Raw genomic sequence first — 16,377 nt, forward strand, 5'->3', positions numbered from 1 at the left:
GCTCAACCGCCTTCGTTCACCCGGGTGTTGATACGCGCGATCTCGGTGACCCACTCCTGCCGTTCACCGTGGGTCAGGTCGAGGATCTCGTCGCGCTGCCAGTGGAAGTGGTAGGCGATGTACGCGATCTCCTCCCTGAGCCGGGGGAGCGCGTACGTCACGATTCCCCCAGGCGCCCACCGGAGAGGTCGACCTCGAAGCCGCCCTCGCAGTGCGGGCAGGTGACCGCCGCGCGGGTGTGGCCCTCGCTGTTGACGCGCCGGTAGAAGTCCTGGAGGAACGCCACGTCGGTCGCGTACATCCGCTCCACGACCCCGGCGTGCACGTCGGTGATGGTGCCGAGCCGGGTGATCACCTGGCTGAGCAGCACCACGCTCAGGTACGCCGGGTTCTCCTTGACCCGCAGGTCGATCTGCGGGCGCAGCTCGTCGCGGGCGGTGGCCAGCCGCATCATGCCGTGCCGGTGCACGGTGCCCGCCTCGTCCACGTACCCGCGCGGCAGCTCGAACTCGAACTCCGTCCGCAGCCCGTGGTCCTGGCGCGCCGCCGGAGCGGAGGGGGCGGCGGCGGGGGGTGCCGCAGCCCCCTCCGGGGCCGTGGCGGGCGCCGTGACCTGGAGGATCTCCTCCAGGTTGCCCGCCGTAACCGTACGCCGCCTCATTCGACGACGATCTCCTCGAACACGATGGTCACGGACTCGGTGGCCGCGGCGGACTCGCCGGCCTTGAGGGAGGGGCCCTCCCACTTGGAGGCCCACCCGTTCATCAGCTGGATGCGGCGGACGGTCTCACCCGTGGAGTCCTTGATCTCGATGGTGAGGTTCTGCCGCGCGGTGTCGACGGCCCCGTTGTTCAGGGTCTCCTTGATCCACTTGGTGAACTCGCTGCTCTTGTCGAGTCCCCGGGTGATCGTGACCTCGCCCGCCTGGCGGGCGCCGGGCTGCTTGCGGATGATCTGCTTGCCGTCCTTGCTGACCTGACGGACCTCGACCACCTCCTCCTCGACGGTCATGCCGCTGATCTCCTGGACGGATTCGACCAGGTAACCACCGAGCTGTACGCCGAAGATATGGGTGGAAAGAGCATCGCCCTCTGCCATGACTGTCTGTCACCTTTCCCTGCTGAAAACGGACTTGGCGGACCCGGGGGTCACTCGTCGACGAGGCTCGTGCTGTCGGAGAACTGGGCCAGCCGGAACACCACGAACTCGGCGGGCTTGACGGGCGACACGCCGATCTCACAGATCACGCGGCCCAGGTCGATCGACTCCTGCGGGTTGTTGTCCCGGTCGCACTTGACGTAGAACGCCTCCGCCGCCGTACGCCCGAACAGGGCGCCGTTGCGCCACTCCTCGGTCAGGAACGCGGTCACGTTGCGCCGGATGCTCGACCAGAGCCGGTCGTCGTTCGGCTCGAAGACCACCCACTGGGTGCCCAGGAGGATGGACTCCTCCAGGTAGTTGAAGAGGCGGCGCACGTTCAGGTAGCGCCAGGCCGGGTCCGAGGAGAGGGTGCGGGCGCCCCAGATCCGGATGCCCCGGCCGGGGAAGGCCCGTACGCAGTTCACGCCGATCGGGTTCAGCAGGTCCTGCTCGCCCTTGCTCAGGCGCAGTTCCAGGTCCACCGCACCGCGGATCACCTCGTTGGCGGGGGCCTTGTGCACGCCGCGCTCGGCGTCGCTGCGCGCCCACACACCGGCGATGTGACCGCTCGGCGGGACGGTCGTGTTGTGCCCGGCGGCCGGGTCGAAGACGCGGATCCACGGGTAGTAGAGGGCGGCGTAGCGGGAGTCGTAGCCCGCCTCGTCGTTGCGCCAGGTGCGGACCTGCTGCGCGGAGAGCCCGGGCGGGCTGTCGAGGACGGCGACCCGGTCGCCCATCTGCTCGCAGTGCGAGATCACCGCGAGCTGCACGGTGCGCACGCCCTCGGCGTCGATGTCGCCGCGCTGGTAGGCGCTCATCAGGTCCGGCACCGCGACCATGGTGATCTCGTCGATGGTCTCCAGGCCGGCGAAGCCGGTACGGGCCCCCGCGTCGCCGACGTACTCGGCCGGGTCGAGCCGGGCCACGTCGCCGCCCTGGCCGGCCGGGGCGGGCGCGCCGGACGCGGCGTCGGGGACGGCCACGGTCTGGGCGGCGGGCCGGGTCTGGGCCGCGCCCCGCTGCTCGGTGACCTCGATCAGCTTCGAGGCGCGGGCCAGCGTGACGAGGTAGCCCTTGACGTTCTTGCGGGCGGACGCCTCGTAGGTCTCGGCGACCTGGTCGCCCTGACGGACCAGGAATTTGAAGCGGTCCTCGGGCGGGTTCTCGCCGTCCGCGGCGGCGATCTCCACGGACACGCCGGTGACGCCCGGGCGGGCCGCGACCAGGAAGCCGCCGAGCTCGACCGGCTCCACCGCGCGGGGCTGCGGGCGCCCGCCGGCGGCGGCCGGTGCGGAGGCGCCGGCCCCGGATCCGCCGATGCGGACGATGTAGGCGGCGCCGCCGCCGTTGGCGAAGTACCCGTACACCGAGTGGGGCAGGTAGGTGCCCTCGGTGAAGCCGCCGAAGTGCTGGGTGTACTGGTCCCAGCTGGTGACCAGCGTCGGCTCGTGGAAGGGCCCGCTCTGGGCGAACCCGACGAACGCGGCGACGGCGGTGCCGACCCCTTCGATGGGTCGAGCACCGGACTGCACCTCCTCCACGTACACGCCCGGGGTGAGGTACGTCGGCATGCTCGCTCCTTCGCGTTACGGCTAGGCCATCAGGTCCGTCCACAGCCTTTCCGGCGGCCCGCGCCGACGGGAGGTGCGTGCGGACCTGGCCGGGGGCACGTGCGCTGCCCTCCCGGTCGCCCCCGCCGGACCGTCCAGGCAGCACGCCCGACCGGCCCGGCCGCCGCCCGGCTCACACGTGCGTGACCTGGTCCACGTACGGTCCGAACTCGCCCGCCAGGACCAGGCGGCCGAGCTTGCGGTACTCCTGGGCCACGGCCGTCACCACCTGGCTCATGGTCAGCGGCTCCCCCGACGCGGCCGCGAAGTAGGCGGCGGTCACCGCGCAGGCCCGGATCGAGCCTCCGGCCAGTTCGAAGCGGTCCGCGCAGAAGGCGAGGTCGAGGTCGCCGGCCCGGGGCAGCCGGGTGCCCAGGCAGCGCTCCCACAGGGCCAGGCGCTGGGTGGCGTCGGGCACCGGGAAGTCCGCGATCACGTCCAGGCGGCGGGTGAACGCCTCGTCGAGGTTGGCCCGGAGGTTGGTGGTGAGGATGGCGATGCCGTCGAAGGACTCCATCCGCTGGAGCAGGTAGGCCGACTCCATGTTGGCGTGCTTGTCGTGGGCGTCCTTCACCTCGGAGCGCTTGCCGAAGATCGCGTCGGCCTCGTCGAACAGCAGCACCGCGTTGACGGCCGAGGCCTCGGTGAAGATCCGCTCCAGGTTCTTCTCGGTCTCGCCGACGTACTTGTCCACCACCGTGGACAGGTCCACCACGTACAGGTCCATGCCCAGATCGGCCGCCACGACCTCGGCCGACATGGTCTTGCCGGTACCGGAGGAACCCGCGAACAGCGCGATCACCCCGCGCCCGCGCCCGCCGCCGGGCCGCATGCCCCACTGGCCGAGCACCTGGTCGCGGTGGCGGGCGCGCACCGCGAGTTCCCGCAGCCGGCGGTGGGTGGGCGCGGGCAGCACCAGGTCGTCCCAGCCCACCGCGGGCTCCACCCGGCGGGCGAGGCGGGCGAGGCCCGCGCCGTTCTGGGCCCGTACGGCGGTGCGCAGGTCGGCGGGGGAGACCGGGCGGCCGTCGAGCGCGGCCGTACGCACCGCCGTGTCGGCGGCGCGGCGCAGCTGACCGGCGTCGAGGCGGTGCGCGGACACGGACCGGGCGAGCGCGTCGGCGTCGCTCCCGTCGTCCCCCTTGTTCCCCTTGTTCCCCGTCCCGTGTTCCCCGGCGGCGCGGTCCAGCGCGTGCCGCCAGCGCCCGGCCTGCCGTTCGGGGGTGGGCGCCGCCACCGTCACCATGACCGGGGTGCCGTCCGCCCAGGCGGGTTCCCAGCCGCTCGTTCCGTACGTGAACAGGGGGATGCCCCGCAGCACCGTGCACAGGGCGCGCAGGACGCGGGTCCGCTCGTCCGGCTTGTCGGGCAGCGACTCCACCGGCCCCAGCAGCACACCGGCACCCAGCAGACGGGCTTCGCGGGCCACCGCGCGGGCGAGTTCCCGCACGGCACGGGTGTCGTGCGGCAGCGCCGCCGCGTCCAGGGCCAGGGGCCGCAGTCCGCGCGCGCGGAGCGCGGCGGCGGCCAGGCCCTCGGCGTCGCCGCCGCGGGTCCGCAGGTGGACGTGGCCGGTGCCGCTGCCGGCCGCGGCGGAGGCCCGGTGCAGCTCGGCCGGGTCGACGGCAGGGTCGTCGGCGGGGTCGCCGAGCAGATCGGCCAGCCGGGGGTCGGGCGAGGCGTCGCCGAGCAGGTGGCCGGTGACCCGGTCCGGGACGGCCAGCACCCGCGACAGGGGCGGCCGTTCGGGCTCGGTGACCTCCAGCAGCCCGCCCGCGACGAGCGGCGCGGCCGGGGCGAGCCGGAACCGCGCCGCCGCCACCCCGGTGCGGCCGCACAGTTCGAGGGCGAGCCCGACGGTCGGCCGGCGGCGCGTCAGATCGTCGTTGAGGTAGCCGTAGAGCCGCTCGAAGCGGGCGTCCAGGTCCGGCGCGAGGGCGACCAGGAGCAGGTCCACGTCCAGCGGCTCCAGCGCGAAGCGCCGGGCGAGGACCTCCAGCGGGGAGCCGAGCGGCGGGCCGTCCGGGCCGAGCGCGGGCAGGCCGGGGCCGTGCCCCCCGTCCAGGACGCGGGCGACGGCCTCGGGGGTGAGGTACTGGCCCCGGTACGGGTCGTCCGGATCGGGATCGACGGCGCGCCGCAGCGCCACCGCCTGCCGGACCCGCTCCTCGACGAGCCGCAGCCGCGTCCACAGGTACGGGGTCGCGTGGGCCGGAGCCTCGGCCTGGGCGGTGTCCGTCACGGCTGGCGCTCCCCCCGGCGGCGGCGCGCGGGGGCCTGCGGCCGTTCCCGGGAGCCGCCGAAGCCCTCCCGGCCCGGCTCGGCGACCTCCACGTAGCGCAGCCGGCGCGTCGCCTCCGGCGTCGCGTCCGGCCCGTCCGGCCCGTCCCGCCCGTCCCGTCCGGCCCGCGGTTCGGAGCGTACGGCGAGCCCCTCGGTCACCGGCGGGGCGACGGCCGTGGTGGCGCCGGCCAGCGGCGCCCGTACGCGCAGCCCCAGCGACGGCTTCAGCTCCCCGCCCAGCGCCGACCACACGTCGGAGGCGGCGGGCGCGTCGAGCCCGGTGCCGCCGCCGTCCATGCCCACGATGAGGCCGAGTTCGGCGAGCGAGCCGGTGAGCAGCCGCGGGGGCAGCGAGTCGGTCGACACGAGGCAGGCCAGCACCTGGGAGAGCAGCCGGTGTTCGTCCTGCGGCCGGCTCGCCCACGCGGTGACCAGGTACGTCAGCTCGAACCACCGCGCCGGGGCGCGGCGCGCGGCGAGGAACCCGTCCGCGTCGTACACCTCGCCCCCGCCGCTGGCGCGCCGGGTGTGGTCCTCGCGCACGTCGTACAGGAACACGCAGACCGTGGGAGCGCTGCGGCGCGCCGCCCAGTCCCGCGTCGGCGCGTCGAACACCACCTCGATGCCCGACGCCTCCAGACCGGACTCCGCCAGCAGCCGGCGCAGCCCCTCGTCGACCTCGTGGATCACCGGCGGGTCACCTCGCCCGGGGGCTGCACCGTGCCGTTGACGACCAGGAAGTCGGTCTGCACCGGGGAGAAGCCGGGGCCGCTCGCGATGATGATCCGGGGACCGGTCTGGTCCTTGGCGAGGATCAGCAGCTGGCCGATGAACCGGCCGTCCCGCCCGGGCACGGTCGGCGCCGCCGACGCCGTGATGCCCGGCTTCCATGTGAACCGCACCGGCACGCCGGGCGGGAAGTCCTCGCCGCGCACCGAGGTGACGAAGCCGGGCCTGCCGATCGGCGGCACCGCGACGATGCGCGGCTGGAGGATGCGCAGCTGCTGCCGGGCGTTGTTGTCGCCGGGGTCGGCGTCCGTGCCGGTCGTGGTGAGCGCGCCGGTCAGGAGGCCGGTGAGGGCCTTGTCGGGGCTGAGGACGACCTGGAGGACGGTCCGGGCACCCGGGGCCAGGTCCGGCAGTGCGCACGTCCAGGCCTGGTCGCAGCCCGGCGGCGGCCCGTCGTGGGGGATGCCCGCCGGGAGGCCGATGCGCAGCCGCAGACCGGTGGCCAGCGCGTTGCGGCCGTTGCTGACGGTGTACGTGACCACGACGCGGCCGCCCACGTAGCCCGGGTTCGGCTGCGCCGTGAGGCTCAGCCCCGGCCCGGCCGGCGGCACGGGCGGCTGCGGCGGCGGGGGCGTGGTGGTCGGCGGCTGCGGCGTGACCGTCGGCGGGGCCGAGGTCGGCGGCTGCGTGGTGGGGGTCGGCGTGGGCGGCGGCGAGGTCGGCGGGTCGGGCTTCGCGCGCACCGGCACCACCGTCCGGTCGGTGTTGTCGCTGGGGCGGGGGTCGAGCACGCTACCGGTGACCGACCAGTCCACGGGCTGGTCCCCGGGGGTGACGCCGGTGAGGGTGACCGTCACCGGGACGGTGGTGCCGGGGGGCACCACGCCCAGGGCGCAGGTCAGCGCCGCCGCGTCACAGGTGGCGCCGGGCGCGGTGAGCCCCGTGACGGTGACGCCGACGGGCGGCGAGACGGTCAGCCGGGTACCCGGTGAGGCCGCCGGGCCGTGGTTGACGACCTCCACCCGGACGGTGGCGGAGTCGCCGACGGTGACCGGCGCCGCCTTGTCGGGCGCCCGCACCGCGAGGTCCACCGACTGCTGGACGCCGGGTTCCTTCAGGCGGCCCGGCAGGCCGGTGACGAGCAGGCCGTGCGCGCCGGTGGCCACGTCGACCAGCTTCAGCTTCTCCGGGCTGTTGGGCGCCCGGGAGCCGCGGGCGCTGAGCACCAGGCTCTTGCCGTCGGCCGTCCAGGCGGCGTCGCGCGGCTGGAAGGGTCCGTCGGCCGGGGTGTCGGGCAGCTCCCGGCCGCAGGCCCCCGGTACGTCGCGGGCGGCGGTGGGCAGCAGGACCCGGCAGGAACCGCCGGTCGCGGACGTGAGCAGGATGCCGCCGCTCTCGTCGAGGCGGCCGCCGCCCTTCTTGCGGTTGAGGGCGATGGTGACGCCGTCCGGTGAGAACGCCGGGCTGTCGTCGATGACCTCGCAGGCACCGGGGCAGATGGCCGCGCTCAGGTCGCGCTGCCGGTCCAGGTGGTCCACGGGCGCGGTCCACACGTGCTTGTTGCCGCCCCGGCCGTTGATCACGTGGTTGCGGGTGAAGGCCAGGGTCGTGCCGTCGGAGGACCAGGTGGGCTGGGCGTCGCCGAGCCGGTCCTGGCCGGCGGGCGGGGTGATCTCGCCGCGGATCGCCCCGGTGGCCGCGTCCGCGATCAGGATGCGCGCGAGGCCCGTGTCACCGCCGACCCCGCCCGGGGAGGTTCGGGTGAAGGCCAGGAACTTCCCGTCGGGGGAGAACGTCGGGTCGGTGTCCCAGTCCTTGGGGCCGCGGCCCGCGAGCGGCAGGGCCGCCTCGTTCGTGCCGTCGGCGTCGGCCATCCAGATCCGCTCGATCCGGCCGTCCGGCGTGTCCTCGAAGCGGGTCAGCACGATCCGGCGCCCGTCGGGCGTGTAGTTCTGCCGCTCGGTCCACGGGTCGAAGCCGGGGGCCGGAGTGAACAGCGGGTCCTTGGCCGGGTCCGTGTTCGTGTCGGCGGCCGGATCCTCCTTGAGGATGGGCAGGTTCAGGTCGCGGGGGTCGGAGCCGTCCATCCGGGCGTCCTGGAGGGTCACCACGTGGGGCCCGCCCGCCGAGATCCGCTCGACCACCGTGCCGCCGCCCTGCAGCGGGCCGAGCCAGGTCGGCGAGCCGACCTCGCGGTCCTCGCTGAGCACCACGTCGGGGACCTTGTCCGAGTGCGCGGTCGCCCGGAACACGTGGTCCCAGTCGCCCTCGCAGGAACAGGTCCGGTCCGGGCTGAGGAAGAGCAGCCCGTCCCCGTCGGGCAGCCAGGCTGCCCCGTGGGTACGCCAGCCCGCCTGCGCGCCCACCAGCAGCGGCCCGCCGCCGCGCCCGTCGGTCCACCACAGGCGCGGCCCGTTGGGTCCCGTCGCCGTGTACGCGACGATGTCCCGGTTCACCGCGTCGTCCACCGGGTTCCACACCGGCTCGGTGGCCGCGCCGGCGCCCGGGTCGGAGACGCGGGTGACCGCGCCGCCCCGCAGGGGACGTACGTACACCTGCCGGCCGGTCGCCCGGTCGACGTCGGAGGAGTACGCCACGCGGCCGCCGTCCGGCGAGACCGTCGGGTGCTCCTCGTTCGCGGGGGTGTCCGTCAGCCGCGTGAGGCCGGTGCCGTCGGTGCGCACCAGCCACAGGTCGCGCTGGACGCCGCCGCCGGGCCCGGCGGGCTGGACCGCGTCGAAGACGACCGACCGGCCGTCCGGGGTCAGCCGCGGGTTCGCCGCGTCCATTCCGCTGGTCAGACGGCGTACCGAGCCGTCCGCGGACCGCAGGTAGACCTGCGGGTTCCGCTCGTCGCGGCGGCTGGCGAAGACCAGCTGATCGCCCAGGGCGGCGGGCTGGAGGTCCTGGTGGACCGGGCCCTCCCCGAACAGCGGGGTGCTGGACGTGCCGGACGCCACCCGGCCCAGGCTGCGGTGGCGCGTACCGGCGTACACGACCCTGCTGTTCCCGGCGTCGGCCGCGACGGGCCGCCCCGCGGCGTCGCCCGGCCCGGCCGCCGCCGTCACCGCGAGCAGGGGGACCAGCAACAGCAGCGGCGCGCCGGCTCTTCCCCAGCGGTATCGCCGACTGCCGGAGTCACCCGTGCCCATCACGGCCCACCTCACAGTCCGGTGCAGCATCTACGTATGACCCCGCCACCCTGCCGACCGGCCCCGCGGACCGGCAGGGCCGCGGGGCCGCAACCGGGGGAAGCGCCGGCTGCGCTTTCGGGCAGCGGCGGGGCGGCGGGGCGGCCGCCGGGGCCGCCGTACGGTCAGATCAGCCCGTTGCGCAGGGCGTAGCCGACGGCGTGCGTACGGTTGCGCAGGTGCAGCCGCGTGATGATCTCGTGCAGCACGTTCTTGACGGTCCGCTCGGAGTACGAGGTCTTGCGCGCGATCTCCGACGTGTCCAGCCCCTCCGACACCAGGCGCAGCATGTCCGCCTCGCGCGGGGTCAGCGTGGACAGGGACACCGCGCGCGGGTCGAGCGACGAACGCTGCAGGACACCGACGTGGTCGAGGAGCTTCGCCAGCAGGTCACCGGGCAGCACGCCCTCGCCGTTGGCTATCGCCAGGACCAGCCGCAGGAGCCGGTCCTGGTCCGCCTCGGAGCGCCGCAGCACGGCGGTGACCCCGCATTCGATGGCCCGCTGCAAGGCGTCCCCCGAGTCGAACGTGCCGACCACGAGCCCGGTGCGCGTCTCGGAGTTGTGCCGCAGCCGGTACAGCAGCGCGGCCGTCTCGTCGTCCACGCTGTCCACGGCCACGAGCGACACCTCCGCCGCGTGGGCGTCGGCGTCGTCGACGAGCTCGATCTCGGGACGCTGGCGCAGCTGGTGGACGATCCCGACGTGCAGGACCGGGTCCGACGCGTACACGGCGACGGTGACCCGTTTGGCGCCTCCCGGAGGTGTCTCGGGAGAGTTCCTGGCCGGGGCGGGCGCGTGGGGCGGGGTGGTGCCGAACGGGGTGACGGGTCCGTGGTGGTCAGCGCAGGGCATGTGTCGTACCTGTTCTGTGATGCGTCCGATGTACATACGACGGCTTCGGGGTCGGTTGGGTTCGATGGGTCCGCTGGGCGAGATCAACAGATCGTTGGGTGAAGGGAGTTGGCGGGCGTCGGGAGGGGGAGTCGACGGGAGCCCGCAGGGGCACGGGAGCTGCCCGGGGCCTTGCCCTCGCGACCGTGGGGGCGGCCGGGCCGGCGCCGTAGCGTCGACATGTGACATCCCCAGCAGCCTCTCCCAGCCCTGGCGCGCCCGGCCTCGACATCCCGGCGGTGTCGGTGATGCCGGGAGGAACCGCGTCCACCAGCCTGACCGTCCGCAACGACGGCGACATCGTCGAGGCGTACCGCCTGGAAGTCATCGGCGACTGCGCTGCCTGGACCACGGTGGAACCGGACCGCGTCTCCCTCTACCCCGGAACCTCGGAGACGGTGACGATCCGTCTGGCGCCGCCGCGCTCGCCGCAGGTGCGCGCGGGCGACGTGCCGCTCGCCGTGCGCCTCCTGCCCACCGAACACCCCGAAGCGGTACGGGTCCCCGAGACCACCGTGCACATCGAGGAGTTCCGGGAACTGCGTGCCGAGAGCGCTCCCAGACGCCGCCGCGGATGGCTGCGCGGGCGCTACCGGCTGGCCGTGCGCAACGAGGGCAACAGCCCCGTGAAGGTGGGATTCACTCCCGCGCAGCCGGGCGAGGAGCTGAAGTTCGACCTCCGCCCCACGGAGCTGAAGCTGGAGCCGGGCGAGTCCTCGGAGGTGCGGCTGCGCGTCCGCACCGGCAAGCCGGTGTGGTTCGGGGACCCGGTGACCTGGCCGTTCACCGTGGACGTCGCCGAAGCCGACGGCCCCGAGGACGGCAAGGAGCGCCCGGAGTCCGATGTCGTACGGGCCCCGCTGGACGTGGAGTTCGTCCAGATCCCGATCTTCCCGAAGTGGCTGCTCGCGGTCCTGGCCGTGCTGCTCGCGCTGCTGCTCGCCTGGTTCATGCTGGTGCGCCCCGCCGTGCGCAGCACCGCCAAGGAGGCCGCCGACGAGGTGGTCCAGAAGAGGCCGACGCCCGGAGCGGACGTGAACGGCCAGACCCCGTCGACCGGTGGCGCCCAGCAGCCCGGCGGCGGAGGCAAGGGCGTTCAGCCCGGACCCGGATCCGGCGGTACGGGCACCGGAACGGGCACGGGTACCGGGACCGGAACCGGTGGCGGCGGCGGTGGCGGTGGCGGACAGCAGGGTTCGGCCACCATCGACCTGCCGACCGGCGCCGGCGAGACGAAGACCGGCACCTACACCGTGCCCCCCAACAAGGCGTTCGGGATCACGGACATCGTCGTCGCCAACTTCCAGGGCGACGAGGGCGTGGTGACCATCAACTTCGGCGACCGCAAGATCACGACGATCGCGCTCGAGACGTTCCGCAACCAGGACTATCACTGGGTCACCCCCATCACGATCACCGAGAGCCAGACGGTGACGGTCCAGGTGACCTGCGCGAAGCCGGGCACCCCGGCCACCGGCCGTCAGGCGCAGGAGTGCCACGAGGTCCTCAACGTGAGTGGTGTGCTGAGCGACCTCAGGTGAATCAAGCAGCACAGGAATCGTCTGTCAGGTTTTCCCCAGAACAAAGGGGACCCTCACCGTCCGCGTCCGAAAACAGGTTTCCGGACCACGCGTGAGCTGTCCCCTTTGCGGCCGTACGTTCTCATAACGCCGACCTCGAAACGGCTTTCCCCGGCCTGCGGGGCCACCCTCGGGGGAGGGTCGAAGATGACTTGATCTCGACCCTCCCCTCCCGTGCCCGTACCGGTCAGGTGACAGGGACCGCCACCTGCTGACCGGACGCCGTGACCACTCTGGCGGCGCTCAGATCGACCGTGTTCGGCAGCATCGCCTGCGGCCGCAGCAGGTCCTTGAGCAGGTAGCGCATCAGCTCCTCCCCGGACATCCCCTTGAGCCGGGCCGCGAGTTGCGGGTTGACGTCCCCGATGCGCTGGATCTCCACGATCGCCCGCTCCACCAGACCCGGCACGATGTCCCGCCCCATCAGGGTGTTGGACCGGAGCCGCTCGGAATGGACCTGCTCCTGCTGGCCGGCCCCGTAGGTCATGGTGCTGTGCGGGTCCGCCAGCGCCTGGGTCATGGCGAACATGACCTGGCCCCTGCGCTCCGGGTCCTGCTCCGCCTGCATCGCCTCCATGATCTTGTCCATGTCCGGCAGCTCCGCCTTCCCCGCCCCGACGTCGAACTTCCGTACCGGCAGGGAGAACCCGTCCCCGAACTTGTCCTCGCGCGTGCCCGGCTGGCTCTGCGTCTGCGCCGGGTCCTCGGGCTTCGCGCGCACGGTCGGGTACTCGCGCTGCGCGAAGTCGCTCAGCATCAGCCAGCCCTGGCTCATCAGGGGGGACCGGGTCAGGGGGATCTCGATCCGGGCCGGCTCGTCGCCGCCGAACCGCGTCTCGCGGAAGGGGCTGCCCGGTACTTCCAGGAAGAAGAAGACGAAGCCCTCGTTGGCCAGCACGTGCTTGTCGTACGCCTCCGAGTTGTTCGGCGCGTCGGGGTTGGCCTTGAGCAGCTCGGTCTTGGACTTCATCTGCCCCTGGGCGAGCATCGTCTCGGCCCGTGACTTGCCGGTGTAGTGGCACAGCACGCTCTGCTGGAGCGCGGTCGTCAGCTTGTTCCTGACGTCGCCGACCCAGTTCTGGTCACCCTGCCCCCGGCCGATCTCCTTGGCCATCCCCGCCCGGTTGAGCTCCGACAGCTCGCGGAAGTAGCTGGCCCCGTGCATCTGGAACGCGGCCGCGCTGTCGTCCCACTGCTGCTGTTGCCACAGCATGCCGTTGGCGGTCATCGCGTTGAACGGCTCACGTGCCGCGTCGGGGAGGGCGTCGTCGCGGGTGAGCTGGTCGTTCACCAGCTCCAGCTCGGCCTTCACGGTCTGGAGCGCGGCGTCCAGCCAGGGCCTGACGGCCTCGGGGGCGTCGTCGCGCTCCGGGGCGAACGCCATCTGGAGGTTCGTCAGCGCCATCAGGCAGTGCATGGGGTCGCGGTTGGGGTCGCTGTCGTACGCGGTGATGGCCGCCCGCACCCGCGACACCAGGTCGCCCTGCGGCTCCGGCTGCTTGCGGGTCAGCGACTTGAACCGGCTCATCAGACCTCCGCCGCGCGCCGGGTCGGCCGGCAGCGAGGGGCCGAGCTCCTCGGGCCCCTTGCGCTGGACGACGGGCGAGGCACCGGAGGCGTGCGCACCGTGCCCCCCGCAGGCGTCGCGCTGTACGGGGGCGGGGTCCACGTGGTCGTGCGCACCGTGCCCCCCGCAGGCGTCGCGCTGTACGGGGGCCGGGCCGCTCATCACCCGCCGCGCGTTGGCCTCGGCCGCCCGCTCGAACCGGTCACCGGGGTCACTGACCCGCAGTCCGTCGCCGGTGTCCGTCCCGGCCACGGGCCCTTGCCGCTGCTGGATGACGTGCGTGAGCTCGTGCGCGAGGGTGTGCTTGTCCCCGCCCCCGGGCCCGATGACGACGTCGCTGCCGGACGTGTAGGCCCGCGCCCCGATCTCGGCGGCGGACCGCTGCGCCGTGGGCCCCGTGTGCACCCGCACGTCGGAGAAATCGGCCCCGAGCCGCCCCTCCATCTCCTCCCGCAAGGCCCCTTCGAGCGGCCGCCCACCCGAGCGCAGCACCTGATGCACGGCACCACCCCCGGCCCCCGGACCGGAGGCCGCCCGCTGTACCGCGACGTCACTCCGGTCCGGCGCCTCGGCAGCCCGCTGTCCCGCCGCGCCATCCCGGTCCGACGCGAGCATGCGCGTCACCGCCGCGTTGCCGACGGATCTCTGGAGCGCCCCCAGCACCCCCGGCGCGGGACCGTCGGCGGCCCGCACCTCCTCCGGGCGCGCCTGCCGGGACCGGCCGGAGCCGTCCTTGGCGACGTCGCCTGCTGCCTTGTCTCGGGCGGGGATGCGCATGGGGGGGGCGTACCTCTCGGATGAAGCGGCGGGACCCACCCTGCTTACCCCCCGAACCCACCCCCACGACATGCCCCTTCGTGCACACCAGAGGGAAGACCCGGCCGCTCCCGCCGCACCCTCAGTAGGTGGGGCACAGGTGCGCGTGGACCGCGTCACGGATCCTGGCGGCCTTGGCCGCCCCGAACCCGTCCGGGTGGTTGGGCGAGGTGAACCGCTGGTTGGTGAGGTCGATCTGCTTCTGGTCGTCCTTGGGGAAGCCGGCGATCGTCCCGCACTGGTTGCGGCCCCGGTCGACCGCCTTGTCGGGCTTGGTGTTGACGATGTCCGGGTCGATGGCGGTCAGGGCGGCGATGTACTTCGCCTGCGTCGCCGCGTCCGGCTTGGGCGGAATCCCCCCGGCCTTGGGCGTAGCGGCGGCGGAGGGGCCGCCCTGCGCGGCGGCGGGGGCGCTCGGCGTGGCGGCGGGGGCGCTCGGCTTGGTGGCGGGCGGCGGTGTCTTCGCCGCCGGCTCGTCGGAGTCACTGCCGCAGGCGGTCAGTGCGGCGGCGGCGATGACGGCCGACAGTACGGCGGTGGCGGTGCGGTGGTTCACGGCTCTCCCCTGTGCGGTGACTGCGTGCGGAGAGGTCGATCGCTCAGCGTGGCCAATGGTTGTACGCCGAGACCCGGAAACGCAGAAGGCCCCGGCCGGCCTCCCTGAATTCAGGGGGCTGGTCGGGGCCTTCAAGTGCCCGGTGAGGCACTGGCGGAGGATACGAGATTCGAACTCGTGAGGGGTTGCCCCCAACACGCTTTCCAAGCGTGCGCCCTAGGCCACTAGGCGAATCCTCCGCCGCAAACAATACAAGACGTTGAGGGGTGCTCGCGAACACGATCCCGATCTTGGGTTCCGGGGAGGGTCCGCGAGGGATCGGGGGCGGCCGCGGGTCGATTCCGGGGGCCGGGATCCGCTAGGGTGGGGCCCAGCCCCTCACGTGGCGCTATCTCACCCAACTCCCCCAGGGCCGGAAGGCAGCAAGGGTAAGTGGGCTCTGGCGGGTGCGTGGGGGGCGCTTTGCGTTTCCGGGGCGGGTCCGGGGGCGTCGGCGGGCCGCCGTTGTCGGTGGGCCCGGATAACCTCGTAGACGTGTCGTCCCTTGCGCTGTACCGCCGCTATCGCCCCGAGTCGTTCGCCGAGGTCATCGGGCAGGAGCATGTCACTGCCCCGCTGATGCAGGCCCTGCGGAACAACCGGGTCAACCACGCGTACCTGTTCAGCGGGCCGCGCGGCTGTGGAAAGACGACCAGCGCGCGCATCCTCGCCAGGTGTCTGAACTGCGAGCAGGGGCCCACGCCCGAGCCCTGCGGGGAGTGCCAGTCCTGCCGTGACCTGGCCAGGAACGGCCCGGGTTCCATCGACGTCATCGAGATCGACGCCGCGTCGCACGGTGGTGTGGACGATGCCCGTGACCTGCGGGAAAAGGCCTTCTTCGGGCCCGCCTCCAGCCGGTACAAGATCTACATCATCGATGAGGCCCACATGGTCACCTCGGCGGGCTTCAACGCCCTGCTGAAGGTCGTCGAGGAGCCGCCGGAGCACCTCAAGTTCATCTTCGCGACCACCGAGCCCGAGAAGGTCATCGGGACCATCCGGTCGCGCACGCACCACTACCCCTTCCGCCTCGTGCCGCCCGGCACCCTGCGGGACTACCTCGGCGAGGTCTGCGGGCGCGAGGGCGCCAAGGTCGAGGACGGCGTGCTGCCGCTCGTCGTGCGCGCCGGAGCCGGCTCCGTCCGTGACTCCATGTCCGTCATGGACCAGCTGCTGGCCGGCGCCGCCGACGACGGTGTGACATACGCCATGGCGACCTCCCTCCTGGGGTACACCGAGGCGTCCCTGCTCGACTCCGTCATCGACGCCTTCGCCTCCGGGGACGGCGCCGCCGCCTTCGAGGTCGTCGACCGGGTGGTGGAGGGCGGCAATGACCCCCGCCGGTTCGTCGCCGACCTGCTGGAGCGGCTGCGTGACCTGGTGATCCTGGCCGCCGTGCCCGACGCCGGGGAGAAGGGGCTCATCGACGCCCCCGCCGACGTCGTGGAGCGGATGCAGGCCCAGGCCTCCGTCTTCGGCGCCGCCGAGCTGTCGCGCGCCGCCGACCTGGTCAACGCCGGGCTCACCGAGATGCGGGGCGCCACCTCGCCGCGGCTCCAGCTGGAGCTGATCTGCGCCCGGGTGCTGCTCCCGGCCGCCTTCGACGACGAGCGCTCCTTCCAGGCCCGGCTCGACCGCCTCGAGCGGAGCGGACCGCCCGCCGGTGCTTTCGCCGCCGCGCCCGCGGCCGCCCCCGCCATGGGATACGTGCCCGCGCCCGAGGCGCACGGCATGGCCCCGGCCGGGCCGGGCGGCGGTGTCGCCGCCGCGCGTGCCGCCGTACGGGTTCCTGCGCCGGAGGAGGCTCCGGCCCCGGCGGCCCCCGCCCCGGCCCCGGTCGCAGCCGCCCCCGTGCAGCCGGCCCCGGTCGCGCCCCCGCAGCCCCCCGCCCCGGCCGCCCCCGCCCCGGCTGCCCCCGCCGCCCCCGGTGCCTGGCCCGGCGCCGCGCAGCCCGGCAGCGGTGCCCCCGGCGC

Annotated in this window: 12 protein-coding genes, 1 tRNA gene and 1 other RNA gene; 3 read left to right on the plus strand and 11 right to left on the minus strand. The window is 73.7% G+C overall.

Going from position 1 to position 16,377, the window contains the following annotated elements:
• Window positions 1-2: 2 nt before the first annotated feature.
• The 8 genes from ACFV0Q_RS13400 to ACFV0Q_RS13435 all read right to left on the minus strand — a co-directional run bounded on the left by ACFV0Q_RS13400 (window position 3) and on the right by ACFV0Q_RS13435 (window position 9,807).
• The gene (locus ACFV0Q_RS13400) at window positions 3-161 is read right to left on the minus strand and encodes a DUF6760 family protein (protein ID WP_167739575.1); all 159 of its coding nucleotides are present in this window, start codon (window positions 159-161) and stop codon (window positions 3-5) included.
• Complete coding sequence (locus ACFV0Q_RS13405; protein WP_385004639.1) at window positions 158-661, minus strand: hypothetical protein; 504 nt, start codon at window positions 659-661, stop codon at window positions 158-160. The genes ACFV0Q_RS13400 and ACFV0Q_RS13405 overlap by 4 nt, the downstream gene beginning before the upstream one ends.
• Window positions 658-1,098, minus strand: a complete 441-nt coding sequence (locus tag ACFV0Q_RS13410) for a phage tail protein (protein ID WP_190184833.1) — start codon at window positions 1,096-1,098, stop codon at window positions 658-660. The genes ACFV0Q_RS13405 and ACFV0Q_RS13410 overlap by 4 nt, the downstream gene beginning before the upstream one ends.
• A gap of 50 nt (window positions 1,099-1,148) precedes the next feature.
• On the minus strand, window positions 1,149-2,711 hold the full coding sequence (locus ACFV0Q_RS13415; RefSeq protein WP_385004641.1) for a phage tail sheath family protein: 1,563 nt from the start codon (window positions 2,709-2,711) through the stop codon (window positions 1,149-1,151).
• 172 nt (window positions 2,712-2,883) lie between these two features.
• Entirely contained in the window at window positions 2,884-4,992 is a 2,109-nt protein-coding gene (locus ACFV0Q_RS13420) for an ATP-binding protein (RefSeq protein ID WP_385004643.1), read from the minus strand.
• The gene (locus tag ACFV0Q_RS13425; RefSeq protein ID WP_385004645.1) at window positions 4,989-5,723 is read right to left on the minus strand and encodes a DUF4255 domain-containing protein; all 735 of its coding nucleotides are present in this window, start codon (window positions 5,721-5,723) and stop codon (window positions 4,989-4,991) included. Before ACFV0Q_RS13425 ends, ACFV0Q_RS13420 begins: the two co-directional genes overlap by 4 nt.
• A complete protein-coding gene (locus ACFV0Q_RS13430) occupies window positions 5,720-8,914 on the minus strand; it encodes a hypothetical protein (protein WP_385004647.1) in 3,195 nt (1,064 codons plus the stop codon). The genes ACFV0Q_RS13425 and ACFV0Q_RS13430 overlap by 4 nt, the downstream gene beginning before the upstream one ends.
• 164 nt (window positions 8,915-9,078) lie before the next feature.
• The gene (locus ACFV0Q_RS13435) at window positions 9,079-9,807 is read right to left on the minus strand and encodes a LuxR C-terminal-related transcriptional regulator (RefSeq protein ID WP_385004649.1); all 729 of its coding nucleotides are present in this window, start codon (window positions 9,805-9,807) and stop codon (window positions 9,079-9,081) included.
• Between the two features lie 221 nt (window positions 9,808-10,028).
• Here ACFV0Q_RS13435 and ACFV0Q_RS13440 point away from each other — a divergent pair, with 221 nt between their 5' ends.
• The gene (locus tag ACFV0Q_RS13440) at window positions 10,029-11,387 is read left to right on the plus strand and encodes a hydrolytic protein (protein ID WP_385004651.1); all 1,359 of its coding nucleotides are present in this window, start codon (window positions 10,029-10,031) and stop codon (window positions 11,385-11,387) included.
• A 226-nt stretch (window positions 11,388-11,613) separates the two neighbouring features.
• Here the strand turns inward: ACFV0Q_RS13440 and ACFV0Q_RS13445 are convergent, their stop codons facing one another.
• From ACFV0Q_RS13445 to ACFV0Q_RS13455, 3 genes are all read right to left on the minus strand, one after another.
• Window positions 11,614-13,770 (minus strand): DUF4157 domain-containing protein, encoded by a 2,157-nt coding sequence (locus tag ACFV0Q_RS13445; RefSeq protein WP_385004653.1) that lies wholly within the window; start codon window positions 13,768-13,770, stop codon window positions 11,614-11,616.
• Between the two features lie 121 nt (window positions 13,771-13,891).
• Complete coding sequence (locus tag ACFV0Q_RS13450) at window positions 13,892-14,365, minus strand: hypothetical protein (RefSeq protein WP_385004655.1); 474 nt, start codon at window positions 14,363-14,365, stop codon at window positions 13,892-13,894.
• A gap of 151 nt (window positions 14,366-14,516) precedes the next feature.
• Window positions 14,517-14,604 (minus strand) — tRNA-Ser (locus tag ACFV0Q_RS13455).
• A gap of 130 nt (window positions 14,605-14,734) precedes the next feature.
• Here ACFV0Q_RS13455 and ffs point away from each other — a divergent pair.
• Both ffs and ACFV0Q_RS13465 read left to right on the plus strand, forming a co-directional pair.
• Window positions 14,735-14,833: signal recognition particle sRNA small type (gene ffs, locus ACFV0Q_RS13460), an RNA gene on the plus strand.
• Window positions 14,834-14,899: 66 nt separating this feature from the next.
• Window positions 14,900-16,377, plus strand: a 1,478-nt coding sequence (locus ACFV0Q_RS13465) for a DNA polymerase III subunit gamma and tau (RefSeq protein ID WP_385004657.1), incomplete at its 3' end; no start/stop codon positions are given.

Origin of the sequence: Streptomyces sp. NPDC059564, from assembly GCF_042735575.1 — a bacterium.
Taxonomy (GTDB): domain Bacteria; phylum Actinomycetota; class Actinomycetes; order Streptomycetales; family Streptomycetaceae; genus Streptomyces.